At 37.7% G+C, this 26,420-nt stretch carries 24 protein-coding genes; 7 read left to right on the top strand and 17 right to left on the bottom strand.

All coding sequences use genetic code 11. From position 1 onward, the window contains the following. Window positions 1-96: 96 nt before the first annotated feature. The 8 genes from HIPMA_RS07405 to HIPMA_RS07370 form a co-directional block, all read right to left on the bottom strand. Window positions 97-3,192 (bottom strand): efflux RND transporter permease subunit, encoded by a 3,096-nt coding sequence (locus tag HIPMA_RS07405; protein WP_013682413.1) that lies wholly within the window; start codon window positions 3,190-3,192, stop codon window positions 97-99. Further along, window positions 3,189-4,298, bottom strand: a complete 1,110-nt coding sequence (locus tag HIPMA_RS07400; RefSeq protein ID WP_013682412.1) for an efflux RND transporter periplasmic adaptor subunit — start codon at window positions 4,296-4,298, stop codon at window positions 3,189-3,191. Before HIPMA_RS07400 ends, HIPMA_RS07405 begins: the two co-directional genes overlap by 4 nt. Before the next feature lie 14 nt (window positions 4,299-4,312). Then, complete coding sequence (locus tag HIPMA_RS07395; protein WP_013682411.1) at window positions 4,313-5,602, bottom strand: TolC family protein; 1,290 nt, start codon at window positions 5,600-5,602, stop codon at window positions 4,313-4,315. A 160-nt stretch (window positions 5,603-5,762) separates the two neighbouring features. Further along, window positions 5,763-5,945, bottom strand: a complete 183-nt coding sequence (locus tag HIPMA_RS07390; RefSeq protein ID WP_013682410.1) for a hypothetical protein — start codon at window positions 5,943-5,945, stop codon at window positions 5,763-5,765. Window positions 5,946-6,003: 58 nt separating this feature from the next. Continuing rightward, on the bottom strand, window positions 6,004-9,096 hold the full coding sequence (locus HIPMA_RS07385; protein WP_013682409.1) for an efflux RND transporter permease subunit: 3,093 nt from the start codon (window positions 9,094-9,096) through the stop codon (window positions 6,004-6,006). A 3-nt stretch (window positions 9,097-9,099) separates the two neighbouring features. Continuing rightward, window positions 9,100-10,179 (bottom strand): efflux RND transporter periplasmic adaptor subunit, encoded by a 1,080-nt coding sequence (locus HIPMA_RS07380; RefSeq protein WP_013682408.1) that lies wholly within the window; start codon window positions 10,177-10,179, stop codon window positions 9,100-9,102. Continuing rightward, window positions 10,176-11,456 (bottom strand): TolC family protein, encoded by a 1,281-nt coding sequence (locus HIPMA_RS07375; protein ID WP_013682407.1) that lies wholly within the window; start codon window positions 11,454-11,456, stop codon window positions 10,176-10,178. Before HIPMA_RS07375 ends, HIPMA_RS07380 begins: the two co-directional genes overlap by 4 nt. After that, the gene (locus HIPMA_RS07370; protein ID WP_013682406.1) at window positions 11,453-12,046 is read right to left on the bottom strand and encodes a TetR/AcrR family transcriptional regulator; all 594 of its coding nucleotides are present in this window, start codon (window positions 12,044-12,046) and stop codon (window positions 11,453-11,455) included. The genes HIPMA_RS07375 and HIPMA_RS07370 overlap by 4 nt, the downstream gene beginning before the upstream one ends. A 124-nt stretch (window positions 12,047-12,170) precedes the next feature. On the opposite strand from HIPMA_RS07370, the gene HIPMA_RS07365 reads away from it, so the two are divergent. The 4 genes from HIPMA_RS07365 to miaA are packed head-to-tail and all read left to right on the top strand — an operon-like array spanning window position 12,171 to window position 15,982. Next, window positions 12,171-13,433 carry an MgtC/SapB family protein gene (locus HIPMA_RS07365; protein ID WP_013682405.1) on the top strand — a complete coding sequence of 421 codons (1,263 nt, stop codon included), beginning with the start codon at window positions 12,171-12,173 and terminating at the stop codon, window positions 13,431-13,433. A gap of 11 nt (window positions 13,434-13,444) precedes the next feature. Beyond that, window positions 13,445-13,948 carry a methanogen output domain 1-containing protein gene (locus HIPMA_RS07360; RefSeq protein ID WP_013682404.1) on the top strand — a complete coding sequence of 168 codons (504 nt, stop codon included), beginning with the start codon at window positions 13,445-13,447 and terminating at the stop codon, window positions 13,946-13,948. A gap of 13 nt (window positions 13,949-13,961) precedes the next feature. Continuing rightward, window positions 13,962-15,074: an alanine dehydrogenase gene (gene ald / locus HIPMA_RS07355; RefSeq protein WP_013682403.1), complete on the top strand. Its 1,113-nt coding sequence runs from the start codon at window positions 13,962-13,964 to the stop codon at window positions 15,072-15,074. Further along, window positions 15,071-15,982 (top strand): tRNA (adenosine(37)-N6)-dimethylallyltransferase MiaA, encoded by a 912-nt coding sequence (gene miaA, locus HIPMA_RS07350; protein ID WP_013682402.1) that lies wholly within the window; start codon window positions 15,071-15,073, stop codon window positions 15,980-15,982. The genes ald and miaA overlap by 4 nt, the downstream gene beginning before the upstream one ends. Here the strand turns inward: miaA and htpX are convergent. Together htpX and HIPMA_RS07340 are read right to left on the bottom strand one after the other, a co-directional pair. Beyond that, on the bottom strand, window positions 15,953-16,798 hold the full coding sequence (gene htpX, locus HIPMA_RS07345; protein WP_013682401.1) for a zinc metalloprotease HtpX: 846 nt from the start codon (window positions 16,796-16,798) through the stop codon (window positions 15,953-15,955). The two genes, miaA and htpX, sit on opposite strands and share 30 nt — an antisense overlap. A 131-nt stretch (window positions 16,799-16,929) precedes the next feature. Next, window positions 16,930-17,424: a hypothetical protein gene (locus HIPMA_RS07340; protein WP_013682400.1), complete on the bottom strand. Its 495-nt coding sequence runs from the start codon at window positions 17,422-17,424 to the stop codon at window positions 16,930-16,932. Window positions 17,425-17,548: 124 nt separating this feature from the next. Between HIPMA_RS07340 and folE2 the strand changes: the two genes are divergently transcribed. Next, window positions 17,549-18,319, top strand: a complete 771-nt coding sequence (gene folE2, locus HIPMA_RS07335) for a GTP cyclohydrolase FolE2 (protein WP_013682399.1) — start codon at window positions 17,549-17,551, stop codon at window positions 18,317-18,319. A 30-nt stretch (window positions 18,320-18,349) separates the two neighbouring features. Here folE2 and HIPMA_RS07330 read toward each other — a convergent pair whose 3' ends face one another. Together HIPMA_RS07330 and HIPMA_RS07325 are read right to left on the bottom strand one after the other, a co-directional pair. Continuing rightward, window positions 18,350-19,129: an enoyl-CoA hydratase/isomerase family protein gene (locus tag HIPMA_RS07330; RefSeq protein ID WP_013682398.1), complete on the bottom strand. Its 780-nt coding sequence runs from the start codon at window positions 19,127-19,129 to the stop codon at window positions 18,350-18,352. Window positions 19,130-19,141: 12 nt separating this feature from the next. Further along, window positions 19,142-20,317 carry a thiolase family protein gene (locus HIPMA_RS07325; RefSeq protein ID WP_013682397.1) on the bottom strand — a complete coding sequence of 392 codons (1,176 nt, stop codon included), beginning with the start codon at window positions 20,315-20,317 and terminating at the stop codon, window positions 19,142-19,144. Window positions 20,318-20,476: 159 nt separating this feature from the next. On the opposite strand from HIPMA_RS07325, the gene sucC reads away from it, so the two are divergent. Together sucC and sucD are read left to right on the top strand one after the other, a co-directional pair. Continuing rightward, the gene (gene sucC, locus HIPMA_RS07320; RefSeq protein ID WP_013682396.1) at window positions 20,477-21,685 is read left to right on the top strand and encodes an ADP-forming succinate--CoA ligase subunit beta; all 1,209 of its coding nucleotides are present in this window, start codon (window positions 20,477-20,479) and stop codon (window positions 21,683-21,685) included. Window positions 21,686-21,688: 3 nt separating this feature from the next. Further along, on the top strand, window positions 21,689-22,576 hold the full coding sequence (sucD, locus tag HIPMA_RS07315; protein WP_013682395.1) for a succinate--CoA ligase subunit alpha: 888 nt from the start codon (window positions 21,689-21,691) through the stop codon (window positions 22,574-22,576). 11 nt (window positions 22,577-22,587) lie between these two features. Here the strand turns inward: sucD and HIPMA_RS07310 are convergent, their stop codons facing one another. From HIPMA_RS07310 to HIPMA_RS07290, 5 genes are read right to left on the bottom strand one after another with little or no spacing between them, the layout of a single operon-like run. Further along, complete coding sequence (locus HIPMA_RS07310) at window positions 22,588-23,040, bottom strand: ribonuclease H family protein (RefSeq protein WP_013682394.1); 453 nt, start codon at window positions 23,038-23,040, stop codon at window positions 22,588-22,590. Then, on the bottom strand, window positions 23,037-24,926 hold the full coding sequence (gene feoB / locus HIPMA_RS07305) for a ferrous iron transport protein B (protein ID WP_013682393.1): 1,890 nt from the start codon (window positions 24,924-24,926) through the stop codon (window positions 23,037-23,039). Before feoB ends, HIPMA_RS07310 begins: the two co-directional genes overlap by 4 nt. Further along, entirely contained in the window at window positions 24,923-25,150 is a 228-nt protein-coding gene (locus tag HIPMA_RS07300; protein WP_013682392.1) for a FeoA family protein, read from the bottom strand. Before HIPMA_RS07300 ends, feoB begins: the two co-directional genes overlap by 4 nt. Before the next feature lie 27 nt (window positions 25,151-25,177). Continuing rightward, a complete protein-coding gene (locus HIPMA_RS07295) occupies window positions 25,178-25,366 on the bottom strand; it encodes a hypothetical protein (RefSeq protein ID WP_013682391.1) in 189 nt (62 codons plus the stop codon). Beyond that, window positions 25,366-26,316 (bottom strand): methyltransferase domain-containing protein, encoded by a 951-nt coding sequence (locus HIPMA_RS07290; RefSeq protein ID WP_013682390.1) that lies wholly within the window; start codon window positions 26,314-26,316, stop codon window positions 25,366-25,368. Before HIPMA_RS07290 ends, HIPMA_RS07295 begins: the two co-directional genes overlap by 1 nt. Window positions 26,317-26,420 lie beyond the last annotated feature (104 nt).

The following is a 26,420-nucleotide window of genomic DNA, read 5'->3' as shown; positions in this document are numbered from 1 at the left end:
AGTTGAAATGCAAGAAACACGCCAAACTTAAGCTGAGTATACGCTATTTTTGGGAAAAAGCAAGCTTTATTAAAATAAAATCTCAATAGGCTATATTTATTTTTTCTTAAATAAAATTAGCTTCATAGTTAGATAAAAGAACATAGGTATAAAGAGTGTGCCGATTATTGTTTGCACGAGCATCCCACTAACGACGGTTATTCCTATGATTTTTCTTGAAATTGCTCCTGCTCCGCCCCAAAATATTAAGGGCAAGCTCGCTATTATAAACACAGCTGAGGTCATAACTATTGGTCTAAACCTTATTTTTGCAGCCTCTATTGTGGCTTCTGTAAGGCTGTATCCTTCATTTATTCTTTCGATTGCAAATCTTACCAATAATATAGCATTTTTTACCGATAAACCTATTAAAACGAGTATGCCTATATTGAAGTATATATCCCTTTCAAGATTACTCATGAATAACCCCAAAACTGCACCAAATACGGCAAATGGCACGATTATCATAATAGCTATAGGTATAGTAAAGCTTTCATATAAGGCAGCAAGGATTAAAAACACAAATACTACGGTATATAAAAACACCTTATTTCCTGATTCTTGAAGTTTCTTTTCCTGATAGGATGTGCCAGACCAAGCTATTGTATAGCCATTTGGCAAAATCTTTTTTGCTATTTGGCTTATTGCTTTCATGGCATCACCCGATGTATAACCAGGCCTTGGTTGGCCTATGACGGTGGCAGATGTAAACATGTTGAATCTCTGAATTACATCAGGGCCTACTACCCTTTTTATCTTTATTAGAGAACTCAGTGGTATAAGAACGCCGGTATTTGATCTTACGTAAATATACTCCAAATCCTGTGAACTACTCCTGAAATTTTCATCTGATTGAATGTTTACCCTAAATGTCCTATCATACATATTAAAATCATTTACATAATAGCTTCCAAGAGTTGCCTGTAGAACCTCAAATATGCTTGAAATAGCTACACCAAGAGACTTTGCTTTTTCTCTATTTACAATTATTTTGTATTGGGGAACATTTGTGCTTAAAGAAGACCTTACCATCATTAATCTTTTGTCTTTATTTGCTTCTTCTACAAGTTTTTTTACGATACTATCAAGTTGTTCTACGCTACCTCCTGTTCTATCCTGAAGATGTAAAGTAAATCCACCAGTTGAGCTCATACCCATGATAGGGGGCATATTGAAGGCCATAACAAGTGCATCTTTTATAGTTGAAAATTTCATCGAGAGTTCTTTTATGACATCCCATGAATTATCCTTTCTCTTTGACCAGTCTTTTAGGTGAGCCCATCCTATGCCGGCATCTGTCTTGAATGAAAATGTTATGAAGTCTAAACCTGCGACATAGCCTGCGCTGACTATGTTTGGATTGGACATTACAATGCTTTCTATGGTTTTTTGAACCTTTAGGGTTTTTTGGAGAGATGAAGCTGGCATAAGATAGTACATCACCATTATATCGCCCTTATCTTCCTCAGGCACCAATGCCGTTGGCAGCATTTTATATAATATTAGTGTTGCACCAATGGTTATTGCAAATATAACCACACCTACAACAGAAAATTTTATCATTGTTTTGGCTGTTTTTGTGAATCCTTCCGTTGCCTTGTTGAATAGTTTGTAAAATGCTTTTGAGAATGCCGTTTCTCTTATGCCTCCTCTTCTTAGAATTAAGGCGCAAAGGGTAGGTGTTAATGTTAGTGCTACAATGCCAGAGATGGTAACAGAGGTTGCAATGGTTAAGGCGAATTGTTGGTACATTTTACCTGAAAACCCACCGATAAATGAGGCTGGTATAAATACAGCATCCAAAACCAAAACAATGGCTATAAGCGGATTTGTGATTTCCTTCATAGATTTAATGGTAGCCTCTTTTGGATTTAGGTCCTCTATTTTCAGGATTCTATCAGCGTTTTCTATAACTATGATGGCATCGTCAACCACAAGGCCTATGGCCAAAACCAAACCAAATAAGGTTAAAAGATTTATTGAAAAGCCGGCAGCATAGAAACCCGCAAATGTACCTATTATGGATACAGGAATGGCAAATACAGGGATGGTTGTAGACCTCAATGTACCTAGGAAGATATAGATTACTGCGACTGTTAGGAGTATTGAAATTATTAATGTGTAGATAACCTCATGAATTGAAGCTTTTATAAATTTTGTAGTATTGTAAACATCTTTGTATTGCAAGTCCTTTGGAAAGCCTTTTGAAAGTTTATTCATTACACCATCTATTCTTTTGGAAACATCTAATGCGTTTGCGCCCGATGATAGCCATATACCCATAAGAACAGCTTTTTTACCGTTGTAATCACTGCTGACAGAGTAATTGTTTGCCCCTAATTCAACCCTTGCTATATCCTTTAATTTTAAACTTGAACCGTCTGGGTTTGCTCTGATTATAATGTTTTTAAACTCATTAACTGTTTTTAGCCTGCCTTTTGTTATGATATTGTATGTAAATGAATGCTTTTCTTTTAGCGGTTCCTGAGCTATTCTTCCTGCTGCATATTGATTGTTTTGGCTTCTTATTGCATTTATGACATCCATTGGTGTTAAGTTGTAAGCTGCAAGTTTATCAGGTTTTAACCACACTCTCATAGAGTATTCTTTGCCGCCAAATATCATAGCATATCCAACACCGCGTACTCTTTTGATTTCATCCAGAACGTTTACAAGCAGATAGTTTGTTATGTAGGTAGTGTTGTGGATGTTGTTTTTTGATGTAAAGGAGAATACGCGCAACAGATCAGGTGAGCGTTCCCTTACGGAAACCCCGATTCTTCTGACTTCTTCTGGTAGCTTGCTTAAAGCCAACTGAACCCTGTTGTTTACATCGACTTTGGCTATTTCTGGGTCTGTACCAATTTTGAAGGTTACCTGTATGGAAAGTGTACCATCAGGTGATGATGTTGATGACATATATATCATATTTTCAACGCCGTTTATTGCTTCTTCTAACGGTGCAGCCACTGTTTTTGCGAGTGTTTCTGCATCGGCACCGGGATAGTGTGCCTGAACGTTTATTGTTGGGGGCGTTATTGTTGGATATTCCTGAACCGGCAGTTTGTCTATTGCCGTTATGCCTGCTAAAATTATAACAATAGAGATTACCAGAGAAAATACCGGCTTTTCTATGAAAAATTTGGATATCATTGAGCCTTACTCTTTATAATTTTGTCTATTTTTACAGCCATACCAGGTCTAATCTTGAAAAAGTTATCAATCACAACCAAATCCTTGGGTTTTAGACCGTACTGAACGATAAAGGTGTTGTTTGTTGATTCTTTTGCCTTTATCATCCTTACACCTATCCTACCGTTTTTGACAATAAACACCATCTTGCCCATGGAGTTTTGCAAGACTGCTGTTGCGGGTATCCAGATGACATGTTTTTGTATAAAACCTGCAACCTTTATCCTTGCAAATTGGTTGGGCATAAGCTCGCCCTTTTTGTTTTCAAATATAGCCCTTGCCTTTACTGTCTGTGTTTTAGGGTCTATTTTTGAATCTATAAAGTCAACATATCCTTTGAATATATGCCCATTCTGTTTTATGTATGCTATAATTTTTGGCTTTTCTGTTAATCTACCTGAGAATAATTGCTGTTTTATCCTTAAAAAATCGTTGTCTGAAAATGAGAATTCGGCGTATATAGGATTGGTTTGGGTTATTCTCAGCAGTTTTGTACCTACATTTACATAATCACCCACATCAACTAATTTTAACGATGTAAATCCAGATATCGGAGCTTTAACATCTGTGTAATTTAAATTTATTTGTGCCAGTTTGAGTTTTGCTTTGGCAAGCTTCAGAGAGGCTAATGCGTTTTGGTAGGATGCATAGACATAGTCAAGCTTTTGTTGGCTTATGGCTTTTTCCTTAAATAGTTTTTTGTATCTTTTCCAATCTCGCTCTGCTTTGTACAGTTGAGCTTGAGCTATCTTTACATTTGCCAACGCTTCATTATATTGAGCCTGATAGGTGTCTGGCTCTATTTTATAAAGCAACTGGTTCTTTTTTACGAATTCACCCTCTTTGTAGTATTTTTTTATGAGAGTTCCACTGACCCTTGCTACAATATCCACATTTCTTTTTGCTTTTAACCTTGCCGGATATGTTAGTATTACCTGTTTATCGGCTGGTTTGGGTACTTCGTAAACATCTACACCAACTAAATAAGTGTGATTTTTTGGGGGTGTGGCAATTGCGTTTGTAGAAAAAATAACAGCAACCAAAATAAAAAAGGTTTTTTTTATCATAAACACCCCCTTTATTATTTTTCTCCGATGGTTCTTTGGAGCTTTGCCAGAGCTATAAAGTAGCCATAAAGTGCATTGTAGTAGTTAACCTCTGCCTGCGTTAGGTACGATCTTGCATCCAAAACCTCTGTCGATGTTGTTATTTGTTGTTGATATTGAAGGTTAGTAATTCTAAAGTTTTCTTTGGCCTGTTTTAGTGCCTCTTTTGCCGTTTTTATATTTTCTTTAGCTGTCTCTAAGTCCAAAAAAGCTCTTTTTACCTGAAGTTTTATGTTATCTGTTATGCGATTTATTTTCTCCTGCAAAGAAAATACCTTGTGTTTCTGTTGTTGGGTTTTGTAGTAATCCTTGCCAAATGAGAATATATTCCATTTTATCTGAACCCCAACCATAGCATTGTGCTGGTTTGTGTAATCATTGTCATTTGCCAAGACATCTTGGCCTTTTTGTTCATATTTTGCAAACGCTTCTACATGCGGGTAGTAGCTGCTTTGATTTAGCTTTATACCTAAGTTTGCCTGTTTTAATTCCAATGCAAGCTCCTTTAATAGTGGCCTTTTGTTTATTGCTGTATCTATAAGTTTGTTTAGATTGTAGGTTTTAGATTTAAATTGCATTATATCTGCAACATCCGTATCTGAGTTTATGTTTTTCCTCAATGCCAGATTAAAAGAGGAAATCGCAAGCTTTAAATCATTTCTGGCTTTTGTTCTTGTCTGGATTGCATTTGCCAGCGCTACTTTAGACTTTAATAAATCATTATAGGCTATAACGCCGTTTTTGTATAGCCTTTCTGCATCCCTTAGATGAGCTTTTAGACTTTTAACCTCTTCGTTTGCAACTAAAAGGTATTTTTTTGCAAGAAGAATATTAAAATAAGCTATTTTTACATTTTCTGCTACATCAAGTATAGCTTTTTGTTTTTCTATTTTGCTTATGTCAACTCCAAGTTGAGCTATTTCCTTTTGTGTTATTAGGGCAAAACCCTCAAAAATAGGCTGGGTTATACTAACACTCCATTTTGTTTGGTCGTTATCACCAGCCCGCATTTTTGTGCCACTGTTTATGGAGTATGGATAATCCTTTAGGTGAGTGTAATTATACGAAAAGTCAACTGATGGTAACATACTTGAAATGCTACTTTTGTAATTACTCTTTGCGGCTTTTTGATTTTCTATTGCCTCTTTTATTATGTAGCTGTTTGTTATAGCTTCATTTACGGCTCTGTTTAGGGTGTAGACCTCTTTTGCAAAAGAAGGTAGAGAAAAAAACAGAAAGAATGCGATAAGATAGACTTTTCTCATTGAGTTAACCTCCAAGCCATTTTTGGCTTTATATCAAAATTTAGTTTCAATTGCAACTAAATATAGTCAGTAAATAAAACCATGCTAAAGCAGCAATTTAGATGGCTTTTGGTTTGAGAGATACTACTTTAGCATGGACAGTTAGGTGGATTTAAGTAGGTTAGGTGTCTTTCTCCATGTATTCTTTAACCCATTCTATCTCTGCCCCTTGCGGAAGCTTTGATTTTAGTATATTTTCTGCCTCCTCTTCCGTGACGCAGTATTCTGCTATGCCGAATGCTTCACACCTTAAAAACAACTTATCCATCTCTTTTTTTAGTTCAACTTTTATTTTCTCTGCCATAACACCACCTCCTATCTTTACACCTTTAATAAATAACTTAGCTTAAAACTCAATGTTTTCAAGAGGTGGCCTTTGTGCTTTTGTCTGTTTTGCTTTTTGAGTCAAACATATAGGCAAACATAGGCACATACACGAGCGTTAGGAATGTCCCGATTAGCAGTCCACCTACAGCAACATCTGCTAAAGGAGACAACCTTTCAAGACCCACAGCACGCTCCAATGCTATAGGGATCATGCCGGCTATTGTTCCAAATGCTGTCATCATAACAGGCCTGAACCTTACCCTTACGCTTTCTAAAGCGCTTTCAAACGGTGATTCCTTTTCTCTGTAATGTTGATAGAAGTCTATAAGAAGGACTGAGTTTTTTATGATTATGCCAAAAAGCAGCAATATTCCCATCATGCTGGGCATGCATGATGGTTTATGGAATATTAACATAGCCCAGGATGCGCCTATCATAGAAAGTGGTAAAACCACGATCATTACAAGCCCCATTCTTACAGATCTATACACGGCGATAAGCGTCATAGTCAGCAGTATTACACCTATAAGTATGGCCTTTAACATCCTTTTAAAGCTGTCGTTTAGCTGAACAATACTGCCTGCCTGCTCTACCTTGAACCCTTTCGTGTTTATGTGTTTTAGTATCTTTTCGCTATCTGCTGTTATCATTGTTATGGGCTTTTTATTTCTGTATCCGCTGACATCCAGGCTATAAAGCAGTTGATCCCTTTCTATTTTAGCAGGTGTAAAGTGCTTTTTAAATTTTGCCACGGCTTGTAGAGGTATGTAGTAGCCAAAAGGCGTCTTTATGGGAAGGAGTTTGATACTGTTTAGGTTTTCGTTAAACTTACCTTTTAGATATACTCTAACAAACTGACTATTCATAGAAGCAAAATCGCCATTTACCGCTGCTATCCTGCCGTTTATAGGAATTTGAGCTATTATTTGTGCCGGGGTTAGTCCATAACTTAGGGACTTGTTTGTATCAATATTTACTGTGATTTCCTCAAAGTTGCTGTCCCAGCTTGTATCTATGCTGGTTAGACCCTTTATTTTTTTTATGTTTTTTGCTATGTAATTTGCTTCTTTTGGTAAGTTGTAATAGCTCCCGCTTAAAATTCTTATATCTAAGGGGGCTTTTATTGTGGAAAGTGGAGTCGCGCCAAAATCATATACATTCACACTTTTAATACCGGGTAGTTTATTTAATTTATTTCTGAAGATCGATTCCATTTGCCAGATTGTTAATTTTCTGTGGAATCTGTCAACACAGTTTATTGTGATGGATGCCTCAGATGGTAGGTTACCACTGCCTAAAGATAAAACCCCAGCCTCAGAACCAAAAGCCACAGAGCTTTTAACCACATAGGGTTGTTTATGCAGCCAATTCAAAAAACTTTGCAACTTTTTCATGGACGCATCCGCTGTGCTGTTTGAGCTGAATTTTACTTTTGCGATGACTATACCCGTATCCATAGGTGGCATAATATCCCTGCCAAGTATTGGCATGATATTTTTTATACTCAATACAAAAACCGCAATGACACCCAAGATTAACAGGCTTCTTCTTAGGGCAACCTTACCGCTATTTGAAAACCTCAAAATGCCTAAATATGGATCTATGAGCTTTCCTATGGTGTTATAGTAAAGTTTTTCGAACATCTTTTCTATCTTTGTCTTATTTGTGCCGTTTTTATAGAGATAGATGGACAATTTGGGGACAAATGTTATTGATAAAAAGTAAGAAACAATCAGGGCTATTATGAGTGTTGAGATAAGCGGCTGAAATATCTTTTGAGGAAAATCACCTACAAACATCAAGGGGAATAGGATTACAATGGTTGAGAGTGTGCCTGCAAATACCGGCCCTAAAACCTCTTTTGTTCCCTTATAAATTGCGGTATTTAAATCTTCTTTAAGTTCGTTTAGGTGTCTTTCTATGTTTTCAAGCACGACCACAGCATCATCTGTGAGCATACCCAAGGAAAGTATAATGGCTGTATATACAACGATGTTTAGCTCACCACCCATAAGCCAAATAACAGCTATAGTTGTGAAAAATACCATAGGTATAGAAAGACCGGCAGCTATGATAGCCCTGAAATTACCCAAAAACAAAAGAAGAACAAGGAGGGTATAGATGATTGCATCCCTCAGCGCCTCAAGCATATTGCTATTGGATGTCTGTATTAGGTTTCTTTGTGTATCTGATATCTCAAATTTTATATTGGGGTATTGCTTTTGCAATTGCTTAATTGCGTTTCTTGCTGCATTGGAGACATCTAAAACACTGCCGCCTGGGGCTCTCTGGATGGCTAAAGCTATAGCGGGATGGCCGTTTCCCATATATCCGCTGAATCGTTTCTCATAATCCCATTTTACTTCTGCGACACTTTTTAGAGGTAAATTAGGAGCAACTTGAAGCTGTTTGAGTTTCTCTATTCGGTCTTTTTCACCGTAGTATGTAAGTGTGAGAAAGTTGTTTTTGCTTTTCATAAATCCTATAGGCATGTCTCTGTCAAGACTGAACAATGCTTTGATAACCCTGTCTGCGGATATGTTGTATTTGGCAAGTTTGTATGGATCTATATTTATTGTTATGGCGCTTTTGTATCCCCCAAACACCTCAACATTGCCTATGTCTTTTATGCTTAACAGGTATGGTTTTATAAAGCTGTCTGCGATCTTCCTTATATCGCCTAAGGTTATAGAGCTGTTTTTTGGACTCAGGGCAATAACATCCACAGGAAGGGTGAAACTTCCGACTGTATATATGGATGGATTTGCGTTTGGTGGCAGTTTGGATTTAACGATTGACAGAGCGTTTGCCACATCAACGGCTGCATTTTCCAATCCCTTTTTATACTCAAACTCAACCTTGACTATGGAGAAGTTAGCGACATTTACACTGTTTATATCCCTAACATAGCTTAATCTTGCAATCTCTTCTTCTATCGGTTTTGATACGCTGCTTGAAGCAACCTGAGCTGTCGCACCGGGAATCTTAGTGATAATTACAACCTGTGGCCTGTCTGTATCAGGAAACAGGTTTTTGGGCAGTTCTTTTAGGCCTATAATTCCCATTATGAAAAACAGAATGATTATGCTAAAGAGCGTATAAGGTCTTTTGTAAAAATAGTCAAACATCGCTTACTCCTTTACTATCGGCACGCCACCGCGGAGTTTTATAAAGATGTCAGGTTTTGCTAAAATCAACTTTTTACCCAAAAGACCCTTATCCAAAACAGCTAAACCCTCCTCACCCGAGGCTATTATTTTTATCTGCTTGGGGATAGACTTGTTGCCTTTAGCAATAAAAACGTAATTCTTTCCATCATCCGATAAAACTGCATCAAACGGTAATTTTATGGCTTTGCCTTTGAAAATAACAACGCCCACTTTAACCCTGGCATTGGTGTTTAGAGTCGTGTCAATATCTGCTTTGTATTCATCTAAACCGTTGAATGTGCTGTGAAGGGGTATAACCTTGTGATACTTGCCCTCAAAGATGACACCCTGCGGCTTTATATCCTCAGGCAATCTCAACAGCAGATATTTACCGCCGGTTGAGCTGATAGAACAGATCGGCTTACCCGGCATTACAACATCACCTGTATTTAGAAACTTTTTGCTTACTACACCATCTACAGGTGATTTTATGATGCCATAGCTTAAAAGTATCCTTAGGTGTTTGATATTGCTTTTTGTTGCCTTTATTTGGGATTTTAGAGATGAGATTTGAGAACTAACCGAAGCCAGCTGATCTTCCTCTTTTTGAAATTGTTCTATTGATGCACCTTTGACCTTTAGAAGCTCTGCGGTTCTTTTGTGTGTTAATTCTAAGTTTTTCAATGTGAGCGTGGCGGCTGATAGCTTTGCTTTTAAGGATTTTTGCTGCGAGATGGCCTGAGATATTGCAGCTTTTGTTGCAGATACATCTAACCTTGCTATCACCTCTCCCTTTTTTACCTTATCACCTATGTTTTTGACATACATGAGCCTGCCTGATAGCTTTGATGTGATAATCATATCGATCGAGCTTTTTATAAGCCCAAGCCCGCTTAAACTTAGATAGAAGTTCTCAAGCTTTGGTTTTATCGTCTTTACAACGACGGGATAAACCTTTGCAGTTGGTAGTTTTGCAAGCTCGCTTTTTCTCTTTTTAACCAAAGCTACAATTCCAATGGCTATTAAAACAACAAGAACAATAGAAACAAGCTTCTTTGTCATCTCACTATCTCCTTTAAATCATTTCCATAAATTATTGCCAATTTAGATATATCTTGCCATTTTCTTAATTTAAGCTCAAGCAACTCTGCTTTGGCAGAAAGAAGGTTATCTTCATACCTTAGATACTCCTCCTCTGTCATTCTTTGCAATCTAAATGCCACCTTTGCATATTTAAGTAGCTCCTCTGAATTTTTTATATTCTTTTTTGCTAAAATTATAGATTTACTAAGTATTTTTAGTTCATCCTTGGTGCTCTTTGATTGAGCAATCAGTTGCCTTTTGTATTCCTGTAGCTTGTATCGGTTTTTTATATAATCGGACTTGGCTTTTTCTATGTCGGAGTAAACAACCTTATCAAATATGGGAATTTGCAAATACAAACCTATACTGCCATAGTTTCTTAGCACATGCTTGTTGGTGTTATAGCTTTTTCCAAACTTCCTTGCTATGAAACCTTGCATATAAATTGAAGGTAAAAGCTCGCCCTCTTTTGCTTTAAGTTCATACTTAGAAGCTTGTAGATTGTATTCTAGCGGTTTTAATTGGAATAACTCTTTTTCCTTAACTGGTCTTGCAAGTTCCATTCCTGCAGGTTTGTTGAGCTTTATCCCCGTTAGAGTGTAGATTGACATAATGACATTGTATTCAGAAGAATTGAGTTTATTAAGCTGTATATTTAATCTGTTTAGGCTATCCTCTATTTTTAATGCTTCAATAGGTGCTGCCCTTCCAAGCTTTACAGCCCTTTTTATTGTGTTTAGCTGTGTATTTAAAGAGTTTATGCGTCCTTCTATAGCCTTCTTTAGGTTTTTTATGTATTCAAGTTGGGCGTTTAGGGAAACAATGGCTGCCTCATTTCTGATAAAGTTTAGTTTCTTTTTTATTTTGGCTGCTTTGGTTAAGGCCTGTGCTTTCTTTGTTAGGCTAAAAAGAGGATAAACGAACACGGGCATGCTAACATTTACTCCGATTTGATATATGTTTTTAGAAAATGGTAGGTTGCCGTTTGTTTGCATTAGTTGGGAGCTTTTTGTTGGTGTTAGTGGTCTTAGGTTTGTGGGTGAGTTATAGTGGGTGTATGAATATGTGGCATAAATTTTTGGCCAGAATAGGGATGTGGTTTTTGAGTATCCGGCCTTTGCACTTTTTAAGAAGAACTCATCTACCTTTGTTTGAGGTTGATTTTTCAGAGCATCAAATAACTGCCTTATTGTAGTTGAGTAGGCGTTCAGAGATATAAAACTTGCCAATATTAGAAGTGATAAGATCTTTTTCATCTTTCAAGCCCCTTTACAATTATATTGAAAATTTCATCACACAAGCTTTTTGCCTCTTTTGTTAAAAATTCCGGCAAAATGCCTGTTTTTGATTTTGTATTCCTTATATTTCTACTGCATACAGTAAAACTTACAGTTCCAACTATAAGAAAATGAACGGTTAGTGTATTTACGTTTTTAAAAACTCCCCTATTTATTCCCTCTTTTAATATCTCGTCAAGAAAGCTTGTGGCCTTTGATAGTAATTCCAATGCAAGATCTGGCAGGTGTTTACCTGAGGATGATATCTCATACATTAAGATCTTAAAAAATGCCTCATCCTCTTTTGCATATTCACAGAAAGCTTTTACATACTCAAATAGTGCTTCTCTTGGTTCGTATGTTTTTATGGAGTACAGCTTATCCAGGATTCCTTTTAAGATTATTTTGAATATTTCCTCGTAGAGGCTTTCTTTGTCTTTGAAATAGTAATAGATTAGAGCTTTGTTTACCTCAGCTTCCCTTGCTATTTCATCCATTGTTGTTGCATCAAAACCTTTTTGGGCAAATAATGTTTTAGCTTTTGTAAGAATTAAATCAAGTTTTTTCATCTTAGCCGCCTTCTCCTTTAACTAACCATCCAGTTAAATTATATACATCTTTAGTAAGAAGTCAACTTATTATGTTATTTAATTTTCCTTGAAAAAATACCTTTTAAATATTATTGTTTTGAGTATGAATGAAATAGTTAAATGGATGCCTGATTGGTTTTTCTTGCTTATTTTGAGTATATTAATTGGTGGTATTGTAGGGCTTGAGCAAGAGTCGTACCACAGGAAAATAGAAGAGAAACATTTTGGTGGTATCAGAACATTTCCTTTGATTTCATTGCTTGGTTTTTCTTCTGAATACTTTCTAAGATCTCCAGTAATTGTGGCCATAATTTTTACCTGTTTTTCACTTATGATAGTTGGTGAATACTTATATGAGGCATTTTATTTCAATAGAAAGGGTATAACAACAGAGATCGCTGGACTTTTTACATTTGTTATTGGTGTTATTTTAGCAAAAGGTTATGTGATAGAAGCCGTTTCCTTAAGTATAATAATAACACTTATTCTCTCTCTGAGGGAGTTTCTGCACGGCTTTGTTGAAAAATATATCTATAAAAAGGATATCTCGGCTATATTAAAGTTCCTTGTTGTTTCTGCCGTTTTGTATCCTATACTCCCCGATAAGAGTTTTACTTTTTTGAAGCTCAATCCACGATCTATCTGGTTAATGGTGGTTTTAATTTCTTCTATTTCTTTTGCCGCTTATTTTGCTACAAAACTTCTGGGGTCAAAAAAAGGTATTCTTATAACGGCATTATTTGGCGGCCTTATGAGTTCAACAGCTGTTACACTTGCTTTTTCTAAACGCTCCAAAGAGGCACCCGAGCTTTCATGTGAGCTTGCCTTAGGGGTGATACTTGCAAGTTCTATTATGTTTATAAGGCAACTTATAGTTATGTTTATAATATACCCATCTATATCATATAAGTTTGCTTTCTTTAGTATTATAGCTTTTCTTGTTGGTTTGGCTTTTGCTCTAAAGAGGCATAAGTCAGGTAATGAGGTTGTAGAGGTTGAGTTTTCAAATCCGTATGATTTAACTCATGCTCTTTTTTTTGGTGCTTTTTATACTGTGGTTCTTATTTTGTCCAGACTTGCTCATACCTATCTGGGTTCAAAGGGTATTTATTTGCTTGGTTTTGTCTCTGGTTTTGCTGATGTTGACCCATTGACAATATCTATGAGCCAGCTATCAAAAACGGGTATTATTAATATAAACGTTGCCTTGGTGAGTATAATAATATCAAGTATAACCAATACGCTTATCAAAGGTGTGTATGCCACCATGTTTGGACATAAAAATATGAGGGGTTTAATCTGGAAGGCATTTATTGCCATGAGCATAATTAGTGTTGGCATAGTTTTGGGTGTAAAATTTATGTGAGGTGGTTGAGAATGGATAAAAAGCTTAAGGAAGTTTGTCTTGATGTCGATACTGAATGTGTGTTGAGTCATATCTGTTATAGGTATGCAGCTATGGTGATGTCAGGTCTTGTTGAGGCCTTAGAATACTTTGGCGGCAAGCAGGGAACAAAGGTTTTAAGGAGAATCTTGGCAAAAAGGATTCCTATGGAAATGATGGAGGCTATGGAGGTTGATCCTTCACTGCTTAAAAAGTTTACAAAAGAAGACATTTCAAAACTATTGCCTGAGATGATAAAGTCTAAAGGTGGACCCGATTTATCAATAGATATGCTGAGTGATGGCCAAATAAAATTTACATTAAATGAGTGTCACTTTTTGCCCTATTCAAAATCTAAAGGATTTTGCAACATAACTGCAGGCTTAATGCTTGGGTTTGCTCAAATGCTTTCTGGCAAACCTATGGATATAGAAGAGATCCAAACTATAGCAAAAGGTGGAGAGAATTGTGTGTTTATAGCCAAACCAAAATTTTAGTAGGAGGCGTTTTATGATTATTGGGGTTCCAAAGGAGATAAAACCCAACGAAAATAGAGTGGGGCTTACCCCATCTGCAGTGGCTGAGTTTGTGCATCACGGACACGAGGTTTTGGTTCAGAAAAGGGCAGGAGAGGGTAGTGGTATATCTGATAAGGAATTTGTTAGAGCTGGAGCAAAAATTGTTGATACGGCTAGAGATATTTTTGATAACTCCCAGATGGTAGTGAAGGTTAAAGAGCCTCAGCCTCAAGAAATAGATATGCTGAAGGAAGGACAAATCATATATACATATTTACATCTCGCCCCTGATAGACCTCAGACGCTTGGTTTAATGGAGAAAAAGGTTGTAGCTATAGCCTATGAGACGATAGAGGTAGATGGAAAGTTGCCTTTGCTTGAACCAATGAGCGAAGTAGCAGGCAAGATGGCTTCTATTATGGCTGCCTATTATTTAGCAAAGCCCTACGGAGGCAGAGGTGTTTTGGCTGGCGGTGTTACAGGTGTCCATTCTGCTAAGTTTGTGATACTTGGAGGCGGAACGGCCGGACTGAACGCAGCAAAAGTTGCAGCTGGTATGGGTGCTAGTGTTTATGTTTTAGATATAAATACTGAAAGATTGAGATACCTTGAAGATGTATTACCCAAGAATTGTCGGATGATAATGTCCAGCAGAATGAATATAGAAGAAGAGATAAAGGATGCTGATGCTGTTATTGGTACGGTTTTAATACCTGGTGCAAAGACGCCTAAGCTCATTAGGCGCGATATGCTTAAGACAATGAAAAAGGGTTCTGTTATAGTCGATGTATCGATAGATCAGGGTGGATGTGTAGAGACATCAAAACCCACAACTCATCAAGACCCGGTTTTTGAGGTTGATGGCGTCTTGCATTATTGTGTTGCGAATATGCCCGGTGCATATGCACGAACTTCAACGTTTGCTCTGGTTAATGCTACTTTGCCGTTTGGTTTGTTGATAGCTGACCTTGGATGGATTGAAGCAGCCAAGCGCTATCGTTCTATAGCAAAAGGACTTAATGTGGTTTATGGAAAAATAACATGTAAGCCTGTAGCAGAGGCTCACGGATTGGAGCATGCGCCTGTAGAAACAGTTCTTCAATGAAACCTATTATAATAGCCGGTCAAACCGCTACGGGCAAAACAGATGCCGCTATAGCTGTTGCCAAAGAGATAAATGGTGAGATAATATCTGCGGATGCCGTGCAGATATACCGATTTATGGATATAGGCAGTGCAAAACCATCAAGAGAGGAACTAAGAAAAATCAAACACTATTTTATAGATATAAAAAACCCAGATGAGAACTTTAGTGCCGGTGAGTTTGCAGAAGAAGCAAGAAAAATTATGGATAGCTTGAAAAAAAAGGGTAAAAATAGTGTTATTGTAGGTGGTACTGCATTTTACTTGGAGGCTTTGGTTTTTGGTATAGACCAAATTGATGCACCTGATAAAAAAATTAAGAGATTCTTCGATGATGTATGTGATGAATTAGGTAGCTTCTATCTGTATGAATGGTTGAAATTAGTGGATGAAAAGTGGTCATCCAAAGTAAATCCTAATGACTGTCAGCGTATAAAAAGAGGTTTGAGTGTATATGTTGATAAATTAAGACCAATAAGTAGTTATTTTTCCAAAACATCAAATGTAGATGACTTTTGTATATTTGTTTTGCATGCACCAAGGGAGTTTCTAAAAAAAAGAATAGCTCTAAGGGTTGATAAGATGATAGAATCTGGCTTGATTGAAGAAGTTAAAAGACTACTTGCTATGGGTTATGGCTCTGCTGTTGGTCTAAAGGCTATAGGATATAAGGAAACGGTGGATTTTATAAGGGGTAGAATAGCTACTATTGATGAATTAAAGGAAAGAATTACATTCAATACGCTATCTTTTGCGAAAAGACAGCTCACTTTCTTAAGAAGTAGATTTAAAGATGCCGTCTGGATAGACATAGAAAAAGAAGATGCAGCTAAAGTTATCCTAAACTCCAGCTGCTGCCATCTCCCTTAGCCTTCTTATTCTTTCCTCTATCGGTGGATGGGTCGATAACAGATTCATTATGCCCTTGGCTGAAAATGGGTTAACTATAAAGAGATTTTCCGTTGCAGGGTTTCCTTTAAATGGCATGGTCCTTGCATAATTTTCAAGTTTCTCTAAGGCGCTTGCAAGATACAATGGATTGCCGCTGTAGACAGCACCGGCTTTGTCTGCTTCGTATTCTCTTGCCCTTGATATGGCAAGTTGAATAAGGACGGCGGCAAACGGTGCTATTAGTGCAACTATAAGCAGAACTATTGGATGGTCTTCATCGTCTCCGCTTAAGCCACCAAATATTGCAGCCCATCTTATCATATCCGCAATCATCATGATAGCTGATGCTATTGTGGCTGTTATGGTAGAGATCAATATATCTCTGTGTTTTATGTGCCCAAGCTCATGCCCCAATACTCCCATAAGTTCCTCTCTTGTCAGAAGTTCAATAGCTCCCTGAGTTACCGCTACAGCTGCATGGTTTGGGTTTCTGCCTGTGGCAAATGCATTTGGTGCCGCCTGGGGTATGATATAGAGTTTTGGCATGGGAAGATTTGCCCTTTCGCATAGTTTTCTTACTATGGCGTATAACTCTGGCGCTTCTTGTTCGCTTACCGGTTTTGCCCTATACATAGTTAGGGCTATTTTATCTGAAAAAAAGTAGCTAAAAAAGTTCATAAGGATTGACAGGATAAAAGCTATTATTAATCCTGTTTTTCCGCCTAATAGTCCACCAATGAACATAAAAATGCCTGCAAGTAGCGTTAATAGAAAAACTGTTTTAACGGTATTCATTACTTCCCTCCGTCAAATTTTTTCCGTATAAATGATATGTCAAAATTTTGTTGAGTCAATATTTATAGAGTTGTTTTATGGAGTTTAGATAGATTAGAGATCAAGCGGATGGGGTACATCCGCTTGAGATGTTAGTTGTAGAATGTATAGGTTATGCATGGTATATGACCGAACACACCTCTTAATTTGCCATTACTATAGTATCTGAATCTTAAATGGTACCCAGAATATTCTATACCTCTAATTCTTCCATTTGTGTAATAGTAAAATCGTATTAATCTACCTCTGTAGGCTATGGAACTTAATTTGCCTGAGGTGAAATAACTGAATGTCAAACTCCTTCCTTTATTATAAATACCCCTGGCTCTTCCGTTTGAGAAGTAGTATGTTCTCACGGTAGGCGGACCAGAAACGGATAAACCATAGCCTTTGCCGTTGACAGATGCCGTTATACCGCTGAATTTCAATATCACCTGTTTTATAGGCCCTTCGTTTCCATTTGGTTGTCCTGCATCTACATGTACGGAAAATTGAGAGCAGCTTAGTGGAGCAGAGGAAACCGTAGATACAGGGATAAAGATCAGAAAAAATAATGCCGTTAGAAAGGAAAAAATACTTTTTTTCATGCTCGCCTCCTTTAATAGATATTTTCTAATCATATAATATTAAACTATAAGGGTCAATAAGTTTTGTTTAATAAGATGATATGAAGTTTGCCAAAATTGAAAATTTTAGTAAAATATTTCTGTTATGAAGCTTGCCGATGTTCAATCTTTAAGGGATAACAGAAACCTACCTATAGATAAGGTGGGTGTTAAGAACCTGCGCTACCCTATAACGCTACTGGATAGAACAAAAAAAAGGCAACATACGATAGCCACAGTTAATATGTATGTACTTCTACCGAGTGATTTTAAAGGTACTCACATGAGTAGGTTTATAGAGGTTTTAAACGAGAACAGGGAGTGTATAGACATAAGAAAAATAGGAAAAATTCTAAAGCAGATGAGAGAAAAGCTAAATGCGAGAAAGTCTTACATAGAGTTTGACTTTCCTTATTTTATAGAGAAAGAGGCTCCTGTTACTAAAATAAAATCTCTTATGAGTTATGATTGCAAGGTTGAGGCTTTTGGTGATAGCCATACAGAAGAGTTGTTTTTGAATGTTGAGGTGCCCATAACGAGCTTGTGTCCTTGTTCGAAAGAGATAAGCAGCTATGGTGCCCACAATCAAAGGGGTGTAGCAAGAATAAGGGCGCAACTTGCCGAATTTGTCTGGATAGAAGAGCTTGTAGAGGTAGCCGAATCTTCAGCAAGTTGCGAGATTTATTCCCTTCTGAAAAGACCTGATGAAAAGTTTGTAACAGAAAAAGCTTACAATAATCCAATGTTTGTAGAAGATATAGCAAGGAATATAACCTTAGAGCTCTCCAAAGATAAACGTATCCCCCACTTTAGTGTTGAGGTTGAAAACTTCGAAAGCATCCACAATCACAACGCTTATGCTTTTATAAACAGATGATTCTAATTTATATTACCATTACCTCATAGTTCAACTGTTTTTGTATACGGGTTTTCTCTTTTCCAAAAACGCCGTAAGACCTTCTTTGGCATCTTCAGTAGCAAATGCTAAGCCGAACAGGCTAGCCTCGTATTTAAGGCCTTCGTCTCTTGTTTGATCGAAGCCGTCTACGATGGCGCGCTTTGCTAGGCCCACGGCTATAGGCCCGTTTTTCATGATTTGTCTTGCGGTTTCCTCTGCGTAGTTAAGCATCTCTTCCTTTGTTTTGAAAACCCTTGAGACTATGCCTAACTCTTTTGCTTCTTTTGCCGTAATTCTCCTTGCCGTGAAGATTAGCTCTTTTGCTATGTTTTTACCTACGAGTCGGGAAAGGTTTTGTGTACCGCCAAATCCTGGGATGATTGCTAAACTTGTCTCGGGTAGACCAAATATTGCGTTTTCTGTTGCATATATAAAATCGCATGCTAATGCCAGCTCAAATCCTCCACCAAGTGCGTATCCATTAACACAAGCGATAAACGGTTTTTCTGATTGTTCCATTTTGGAGAAAATCTCTTGACTTGTACGTGCAAAGTCAACGGCTTGTTTTGGGGATAATTTTTTCAACAGGCCTATGTCACCGCCCGCCACAAATGATTTCTCTCCGCTTCCCGCAATGAGAACACAGCGTATATCTTTGTTTGAGTTTACCTCATCGATACTTTGATTTAGCTCCCTTTGTGCCTCATCGTCCAGAGCGTTCATTTTCTCTGGTCTGTTTATTGTGATATAAGCGATACCTTCTTTTACTTCCAAGATTATTTTGTTCATGCTTAGCCCCCTTTAGGTATTTTCAAAGATAGCTGCAACAGCCTCACCACCACCGATGCATAGTGTAGCGAGTCCGTATTTTGCGTTTTGTCTTTTCATCTGTTTTATAAGTGTAGCAACCAACCTGCCACCACTTGCGCCTATCGGGTGTCCAATAGAAACAGCACCACCATTTACATTGACCTTTTCTATGTCTAATCCCAACTGCTTAATGGCAACCAGCACAACGACTGCAAATGCCTCGTTTATCTCAAAAAGGTCTATGTCGGCTAACTTTAGTCCAGCCCTGTTAACACATTTTTCTATGGCTCCTATTGGTGCTTCTGGGAATAGTTCGGGTGCTAGGCTGTTTGTTGAATAAGCCACAAGTTTTGCCAACGGTTTTAGGTTGTATTTTTTCAACGCGTCTTCACTTGCCAGCATGCAGAATGCAGCACCGTCGGAAATAGTTGATGAGTTTACAGCAGTTACAGTTCCATCTTTTACAAATGCAGGTCTTAGTCTGGGGATTTTGTCCCAAACAACTTTGTAAGGGTCTTCATCTTTATCAACAGTAATTTCACCTATTTTTGTTTTGATTGTTATAGGAACGATCTCTTCCCTTAGTATACCATTTTCTGTTGCTTTCTGGGCTAATTTATAGGACCTTATAGCATACTCGTCTTGTTCTTCTCTTGATATGTTGTGTTTTTTTGCAATGTTTTCGGCGATTACACCCATGTGAATATTGCTGTAAGGATCCCATAAACCATCGTTCACCATGCCATCTATAACTTCGCCATTGCCCATTCTGTAGCCAAATCTAGCGTTTTTAAGATAATACGGACCTTTTGACATATTTTCTGCACCACCAGCTATAACCAGATCTGAATCACCCACCATTATAGATTGGGCAGCTAACATAACAGATTTTAGGCCGCTGCCACAAACCTTGTTTATCGTCAAAGCATGAACTTTGTATGGTAGACCTGCATATATGGCTGCTTGTCTTGCTGGTGCCTGTCCCACGCCAGCGCTTAATACCTCTCCCATGATTATCTCGTCGATACTATCGCCGTCCAACCTTGTACGCTTCATTAGTTCTTTTATAACTTCACTTGCCAATGCAGGCGCTTCTATATCTTTTAGCTTTCCCCCAAAACCACCAAATGGAGTTCTTAAGGCTTCCACTATAAATACATCACTCATAATCCACCTCCTTGTTTTTTAACTTTGCACATTATTCTTTTTGTTTCAAGTATTTTATTGACAAAAAAAGGTTTTTTGTTGACTTTGAATTGTTTAGGTGCTATTTTTAGAGGAGGTTATAAATTAACTTGTAGTTTATTTTTTACTGGAGGTTGTTGGATGAAACTTCACGAGTACCAAGCCAAAGAGGTTTTGGCAGGATACGGCGTACCTGTGCCGGAGGGTAGAGTAACTTATTTCCCTGATGATGCTTGGATGGTCTCTATGGAATTGGGCCTTCCTGTGGTGTTGAAAGCTCAGGTATTAACGGGCGGAAGAGGAAAGGCTGGCGGCGTAAAAATAGCCAGAACATCGGATGAAGTTAGGCAGATAGCTCAGGAGTTGTTTGGTAAGAAGTTGGTAACCAAACAGACAGGGCCTGAGGGTGTTAAGATAAGGAAATTGCTTGTTGAAAAGGCTGCAGACATAGAAAGGGAGCTTTATTTTTCGATAGTTATTGACAGAACAACATCCAGGCCCACAGTTATTGCCTCCAAAAGAGGTGGTATGAGTATTGAGGAGGTGGCCGAGAAGTATCCAGAGGATATTATTAAAATCCCTATTGATCCAGCTGTTGGATTTTTGCCCTATCAGATAAGAAGGCTTAAATACGATTTGGATTTGATGGCTCAGGAAAAGGAGGCTGCAAAGATATTTAGTGCCCTTTATAAGGTCTTTGTTGAGAAGGACTGCTCTCTACTTGAGCTTAATCCGCTTGTTGTGCTTAAATCTGGACATATGTTGGCTGTTGATGCCAAGATGGATATTGATGATAATGCTCTCTATAGAAGAAAAGAGATATCTAAGATGAGAGATCTGACAGAGGTCGATCCTGATGAGCTTGAAGCAAGATTTTCGGGGTTAAACTTTATTAAGCTTACGGGCAACATAGGATGTATGGTTAATGGTGCTGGACTTGCAATGACAACAATGGACGTTATTAAGCTTGCAGGCGGCGATCCTGCAAACTTCTTGGATGTTGGAGGTGAGGCAACTCCTGAAACAATAGCTAAAGGTTTTGAGATAATTACAAGAAATCCAAGCGTTAAGGCCATATTTATTAATATTTTCGGCGGTATAGTAAGATGCGATAAAGTGGCGAACGGTATAATTCAGGCACTTAAGAAGGTTGAAGTTAAGATACCTGTTGTTATTAGACTTACGGGTATGAATAAAGAAGAGGGTATGGAAATATTGAAGAAAAGCCCGCTTAAGTTCTACATAGCAAATGATTTAAGAGAAGCCGCCAAAATGGTTTCTGAGCTGGCAAATAGCAAAGCTGCTACTGTAGAAAAAACAACCACAAAAGAAGAAAAGAAGGAGAAGTAATAAATGGCTGTATGTGTATATAGAACAAGTAGGGTTTTGGTGCAGGGTATAACAGGAAAAGAGGGAAGCTATCATGCACTTGCCTGCAAAGATTATGGCACCAAAATTGTTGCTGGTGTAACACCCGGTAAGGGCGGTCAGAAGGTTGGAGATATTCCTGTTTTTAATACAGTAGAGGAGGCGGTTAAGGAGACTCATCCAAATGTTAGCTTGATATTCGTTCCACCTCCATTTGCAGCCGATGCAATTTTAGAAGCCGTTGGAAGCGGTATAAAAACCATTGTTTGTATAACAGAAGGTATACCTGTTCTTGATATGGTTAAAGTTAAAAGGGTTATAGAAAAAGAAGGCGTAACCCTTATTGGACCAAACTGCCCTGGTATCATAACACCCGGTGCCACAAAGATAGGCATTATGCCAGGACATATCTTTACAAGGGGAAGCGTAGGCATTATCTCAAGGAGTGGAACACTGCTTTATGAAACAGCGGATCAGATAACAAGGGCTGGATTGGGTCAATCCACCTGTGTTGGAATTGGTGGTGATCCAATAGTGGGAACCGATTATATATTCTGGCTTAAGAAATTCGAAGAAGACCCAGAAACTGAAGCTGTTATGATGGTGGGTGAGATCGGTGGTAATGCAGAAGAGAAGGCGGCTGAGTTTATAGCCAAAGGAGGCATTAAAAAGCCTGTATTCGCCTTTATTGCAGGAAGAACCGCACCTCCAGGAAGAAGAATGGGGCATGCTGGTGCTATTATTATGGGCAAGAGTGGTACGGCAGAATCCAAATATGAGGCTCTGAGAAAGGCTGGCGTTCATACTATAGAGAACCCCGGATATATTGGAGAAATGATAGCCAAAGTCCTTAAAGAAAAGGCTATAATTTAAAGGGGTGGTTTCTAGCCCCCCCTTTTTCTTTCTATTCCTAATTTAGCGGCCTTTTTAGCCAAACTGTCGGCTATCTCGTTGCCCTTTATTCCACGATGAGATTTTACTGTGTGCCAATTGATTTTAAACATAGCTGCATAGTGGGCAAGGAGCATTAAAGTCTTTCTATTCCTAAAGGAAGTTTTGCTTCTAAATGAGATCTTATCTTTGCTTTTGAGTTCTTTCATTAGTTTAGCTGTATAGTCGCAGTCTATATAAAACTCAATCTCTTCTATCTCATCTGAGTATTGGTGTAGATATTCTAAGGCTTTTAAGGCAGCTATAAGCTCCATTGAGGTTGAACTTGAGCATTCTGCAAAACCCGAAAATTTTATCTCTTTTTTATTAAAGATGATATAAACACCCCAACCACCTATGGAGTGTTTTTCAAAACAACTTCCGTCTGTATATACCTCAACAATCATATTACTATTTTAGCTAAAAAGGCCAGGAATGAAGCGATAATAAAACTTAAAAGGGTAATGGCGAGTGATTGTTTTGTGCCTACTTCTTTCTTGATAGCCGCTATGGTTGCAAGACAGGGTATGTAAAAGATAACGAATACGGTAAATACAAGCATCTGCTTGTGTGTCATAACTTGTGGTAGTTGTGATATACTTGCAAGACCCAGGGCTTGATATAGCATGAGAAGGGTTAACTCCTTCTTTAATATGCCGAATATCAAAACAACGCCTATGGCTGCGGGAAGTCCTAAGATTCTTTCAAGAAATGGAGCGAATATGCCGTTTATATATTGGCTAAGCTTGTAGTAGTCTATTAGTGTTAAGACCACGCTTCCACCAATGAGCATAGGAACAGCCAGATATATAAAGTCCTTTACTTTGTGCCAGGTTTTTAAAAGTAGGGTTTTTGCTGTTGGGAGTCTATAAGGTGGTATATCTATTATCATTTCAGGACTTATACCAGGTAAGAGTCGCTTCAAGATCATTCCGGTTATAAAAATAACAACTATGTTAAGTCCGTATAAAAGAATAGCATATTTATAACCCAGAAAGTAACCTACAAGACCCATTATAACGGTTGTTCTTGCAGAGCAGGGTACCATAGAGGCCAAAAATGCCGAGATGAATTTCTCTTTTTTGCTTTTTAGTATTCTTGTAGCCATAACTGCAGGTACGCTACATCCATATCCTGAGACAAATGGTATAACGCTTGTTCCGTGAACACCCATTTTGTGCATAGCTGAATCCATCAGAAAACCTATGCGGGGCAGATAACCTACATCTTCAAGTAGAGAAATTAGGAATAAAAACGGTAACAGATAAGGAAAAGCTATACCAAATGCTGCACCCACACCATCAACTACTCCCTTTGTAATGGACATGAGTAATTTGTTTGATGAAAGAGCCACCTCTATATACGCATCTATCTTTTCAAATACTCCGATTATAAAGTTTTCTATAGGTACTCCGCCATTAAATACAATGTGAAATATAGCATAAAAAATAAGTATCATAGATACATAGCCGAGTATTGGGTGTAAAAGAATGCTGTCAAGCATAGTTTCTAAGTTTTTCTTTGGCGGTTTTTTAACTTTTGAGCTTTTTTCGAAAATATCCATACACAATGCGTGTCTTTCCTGTATAATTACAAGCCCATCCTGAAGGGCTGTTTTTGCAATTTCAAGTTCTCTTGAGCAATTGGCTGTTTCCTTTATTAACTTCTGACACGGTTCAAATCCCTCAATTGCCTTTATGGCCAGCATTTTTGTAGGCCAATTGCTTTTTATTTTCTCTTTTTCTATGCAATCTGAGAGTAGATTTATATATTTCTCCACATTCTTTGAATAAACACATCGTTTTGTTGGTTTTTTTGCCTCTTTTATAGCCTTTAGAAGTTTGTTTATGCCTTTGCCTTTTTTGGCAATTATGGGTATAACTTCAACACCTAATATGTTTTTTAACTTTTTTACATCTATGTATATGCCCTTGCGCAGGGCCTCATCCATCATATTCAATGCAACAACCATAGGTTTTTCTAACGACATAAGCTCTATAGTCAATTCAATACTTCTTACCAATGTTGATGCATCTATTATATTTACAATTACATCTATATTTTCAGAAAATAGCGCTTTAACTGTTTCTTTTTCAGCATCATCATACCAGCTTAAAGAATAAGTGCCAGGAAGGTCGAATATATCAACAACTTCGTTATCTATGTATGTTTTTCCTTTTGTGTACTCTACAGTAGCCCCCGGAAAATTAGCTGATAGACTCTTGTAACCTGCAAGTTGATTAAAGAGGGTGCTTTTACCGCAGTTGGGTTGTCCAATTAGCGCTACTTTCATTTAATCTCCACAATAGCTATTTTTGATGCAATACCTCGACCCAAAACAACGTCGCTACCATTTACTTCAACCATAAAAGGACCTCTTAGAGGTGCCTTTCTCTTTATGGTTATTGTGCTACCAGGGATTATGCCTAATTTTAAGATTCGGTCCTTTGCTATGCAGCCACCATCAATCGAGGCTACTATGTAGCTTTTGCCCACTTCGCCATTTGTCAGCTTCATACTTGCGATTATACGCAACTTTTTTTGTTAGTCAAGACTAATATTTTTAAGTTCCTCTAAAAGTTGCCTTATTCTCACAAGTTCTTTTTTTATTGACAAAACGGCGAATGGTAAATAAAGCCAAACAATAAGGCCAACTACTAAAAATATTGTAAATATAATGATTGATATTGTGGTTATAGTGTTTTCAAAAGCTTTTTGTATAACCCATTCCATTATTTCTTTGCCACCACAGCAACAAATCCACCTTCGCCGTATCCTTCTTTAAAAGATTGAGGTGAATTTATTTCTTTTATGCTTTTGCCAAACAGCGTTTGATATGTGTTTTCCGCCTCAAAACCTGTTTCTTTGAGTATATCCTGCAACTCCTCGGCAGAGAAGAATGTTACATATTTGTAAAATCTCCCCTTTTCCTTTTTGTTTAAATACTCCTTGCCTATCTCGCTTGCTCTATCAACTATTGCCACGACGATCTTGCCACCCTTCTTTAAAACCCTATAGGCTTCCTTGAGTGTTTTCTTTGGGTCTTTTACAAAACATATAGTTACAGCTATAAGTATGAAATCATACTCCTCGTCCATGAATGGCAGATTTTCTGCAAACCCTGGATATACCTTTATACCTCTTTGCTTTGCTATCTGTGCCATCTTCTCAGATGGTTCAATGCCCTCTTTAATTCCTAAAGGTGCAGCAAACCTTCCACTACCCACACCTATCTCCAATGCCCTTTCGAATTTTGGTATTATGGCTTTAAGCATTTTTAGCTCGCTTTCATAAATTGCAGAGTATTTGTCAAACCACTCCTCATATTTTTCAGTACATTCCTCAAATACATCGATGTTCTTTCTCGCCTGAAGAAAATAATCTCTTGCGCTGTATATATCCTCTGCATCCACAAGCAGGGATTTTATGCCTAACTCTTTTGTTAGCTTTTCCCTTGATTTTTTCCCCATATTGTAAGCAATAAACAGATATACATTGTCTAAGAGATTTACTATCAGGTTTGGGTCATCATGGTGCTTATTTCCTTTTGCGTATGGGTTTTCTTTCTGTTCAATTAGATTGCCGTCGTTGTCAAATATGCTATAAAACGGAGACATACCAAAATGCCCTTTCCATATAGATTTTCTGTCCTTATCTGTAGCCACGGCTATAAGATTTCTCATTGTATCCTCCCTCTTTTTAAGATGTTATTCTAATAAAATGTTTGCCTAAAGGCAAGAACGATAATAAAGTTTGAGTTATCCTGAAAAATTGAATAGAATCTAAA

Origin of the sequence: Hippea maritima DSM 10411, assembly GCF_000194135.1 — a bacterium.
GTDB classification, from domain to species: domain Bacteria; phylum Campylobacterota_A; class Desulfurellia; order Desulfurellales; family Hippeaceae; genus Hippea; species Hippea maritima.
The sequence above is the reverse complement of the archived record's forward strand: the minus strand, read 5'-3'. Positions and strand labels throughout refer to the sequence as shown.

Bases quoted from the DNA above. Each gene is read 5' to 3' on its own strand.
- HIPMA_RS07405 (WP_013682413.1), bottom strand. From the start codon at position 3,192: ATGATATCCAAATTTTTCATAGAAAAGCCGGTATTTTCTCTGGTAATC.
- HIPMA_RS07400 (WP_013682412.1), bottom strand. From the start codon at position 4,298: ATGATAAAAAAAACCTTTTTTATTTTGGTTGCTGTTATTTTTTCTACA.
- HIPMA_RS07395 (WP_013682411.1), bottom strand. From the start codon at position 5,602: ATGAGAAAAGTCTATCTTATCGCATTCTTTCTGTTTTTTTCTCTACCT.
- HIPMA_RS07390 (WP_013682410.1), bottom strand. From the start codon at position 5,945: ATGGCAGAGAAAATAAAAGTTGAACTAAAAAAAGAGATGGATAAGTTG.
- HIPMA_RS07385 (WP_013682409.1), bottom strand. From the start codon at position 9,096: ATGTTTGACTATTTTTACAAAAGACCTTATACGCTCTTTAGCATAATC.
- HIPMA_RS07380 (WP_013682408.1), bottom strand. From the start codon at position 10,179: ATGACAAAGAAGCTTGTTTCTATTGTTCTTGTTGTTTTAATAGCCATT.
- HIPMA_RS07375 (WP_013682407.1), bottom strand. From the start codon at position 11,456: ATGAAAAAGATCTTATCACTTCTAATATTGGCAAGTTTTATATCTCTG.
- HIPMA_RS07370 (WP_013682406.1), bottom strand. From the start codon at position 12,046: ATGAAAAAACTTGATTTAATTCTTACAAAAGCTAAAACATTATTTGCC.
- HIPMA_RS07365 (WP_013682405.1), top strand. From the start codon at position 12,171: ATGAATGAAATAGTTAAATGGATGCCTGATTGGTTTTTCTTGCTTATT.
- HIPMA_RS07360 (WP_013682404.1), top strand. From the start codon at position 13,445: ATGGATAAAAAGCTTAAGGAAGTTTGTCTTGATGTCGATACTGAATGT.
- ald (WP_013682403.1), top strand. From the start codon at position 13,962: ATGATTATTGGGGTTCCAAAGGAGATAAAACCCAACGAAAATAGAGTG.
- miaA (WP_013682402.1), top strand. From the start codon at position 15,071: ATGAAACCTATTATAATAGCCGGTCAAACCGCTACGGGCAAAACAGAT.
- htpX (WP_013682401.1), bottom strand. From the start codon at position 16,798: ATGAATACCGTTAAAACAGTTTTTCTATTAACGCTACTTGCAGGCATT.
- HIPMA_RS07340 (WP_013682400.1), bottom strand. From the start codon at position 17,424: ATGAAAAAAAGTATTTTTTCCTTTCTAACGGCATTATTTTTTCTGATC.
- folE2 (WP_013682399.1), top strand. From the start codon at position 17,549: ATGAAGCTTGCCGATGTTCAATCTTTAAGGGATAACAGAAACCTACCT.
- HIPMA_RS07330 (WP_013682398.1), bottom strand. From the start codon at position 19,129: ATGAACAAAATAATCTTGGAAGTAAAAGAAGGTATCGCTTATATCACA.
- HIPMA_RS07325 (WP_013682397.1), bottom strand. From the start codon at position 20,317: ATGAGTGATGTATTTATAGTGGAAGCCTTAAGAACTCCATTTGGTGGT.
- sucC (WP_013682396.1), top strand. From the start codon at position 20,477: ATGAAACTTCACGAGTACCAAGCCAAAGAGGTTTTGGCAGGATACGGC.
- sucD (WP_013682395.1), top strand. From the start codon at position 21,689: ATGGCTGTATGTGTATATAGAACAAGTAGGGTTTTGGTGCAGGGTATA.
- HIPMA_RS07310 (WP_013682394.1), bottom strand. From the start codon at position 23,040: ATGATTGTTGAGGTATATACAGACGGAAGTTGTTTTGAAAAACACTCC.
- feoB (WP_013682393.1), bottom strand. From the start codon at position 24,926: ATGAAAGTAGCGCTAATTGGACAACCCAACTGCGGTAAAAGCACCCTC.
- HIPMA_RS07300 (WP_013682392.1), bottom strand. From the start codon at position 25,150: ATGAAGCTGACAAATGGCGAAGTGGGCAAAAGCTACATAGTAGCCTCG.
- HIPMA_RS07295 (WP_013682391.1), bottom strand. From the start codon at position 25,366: ATGGAATGGGTTATACAAAAAGCTTTTGAAAACACTATAACCACAATA.
- HIPMA_RS07290 (WP_013682390.1), bottom strand. From the start codon at position 26,316: ATGAGAAATCTTATAGCCGTGGCTACAGATAAGGACAGAAAATCTATA.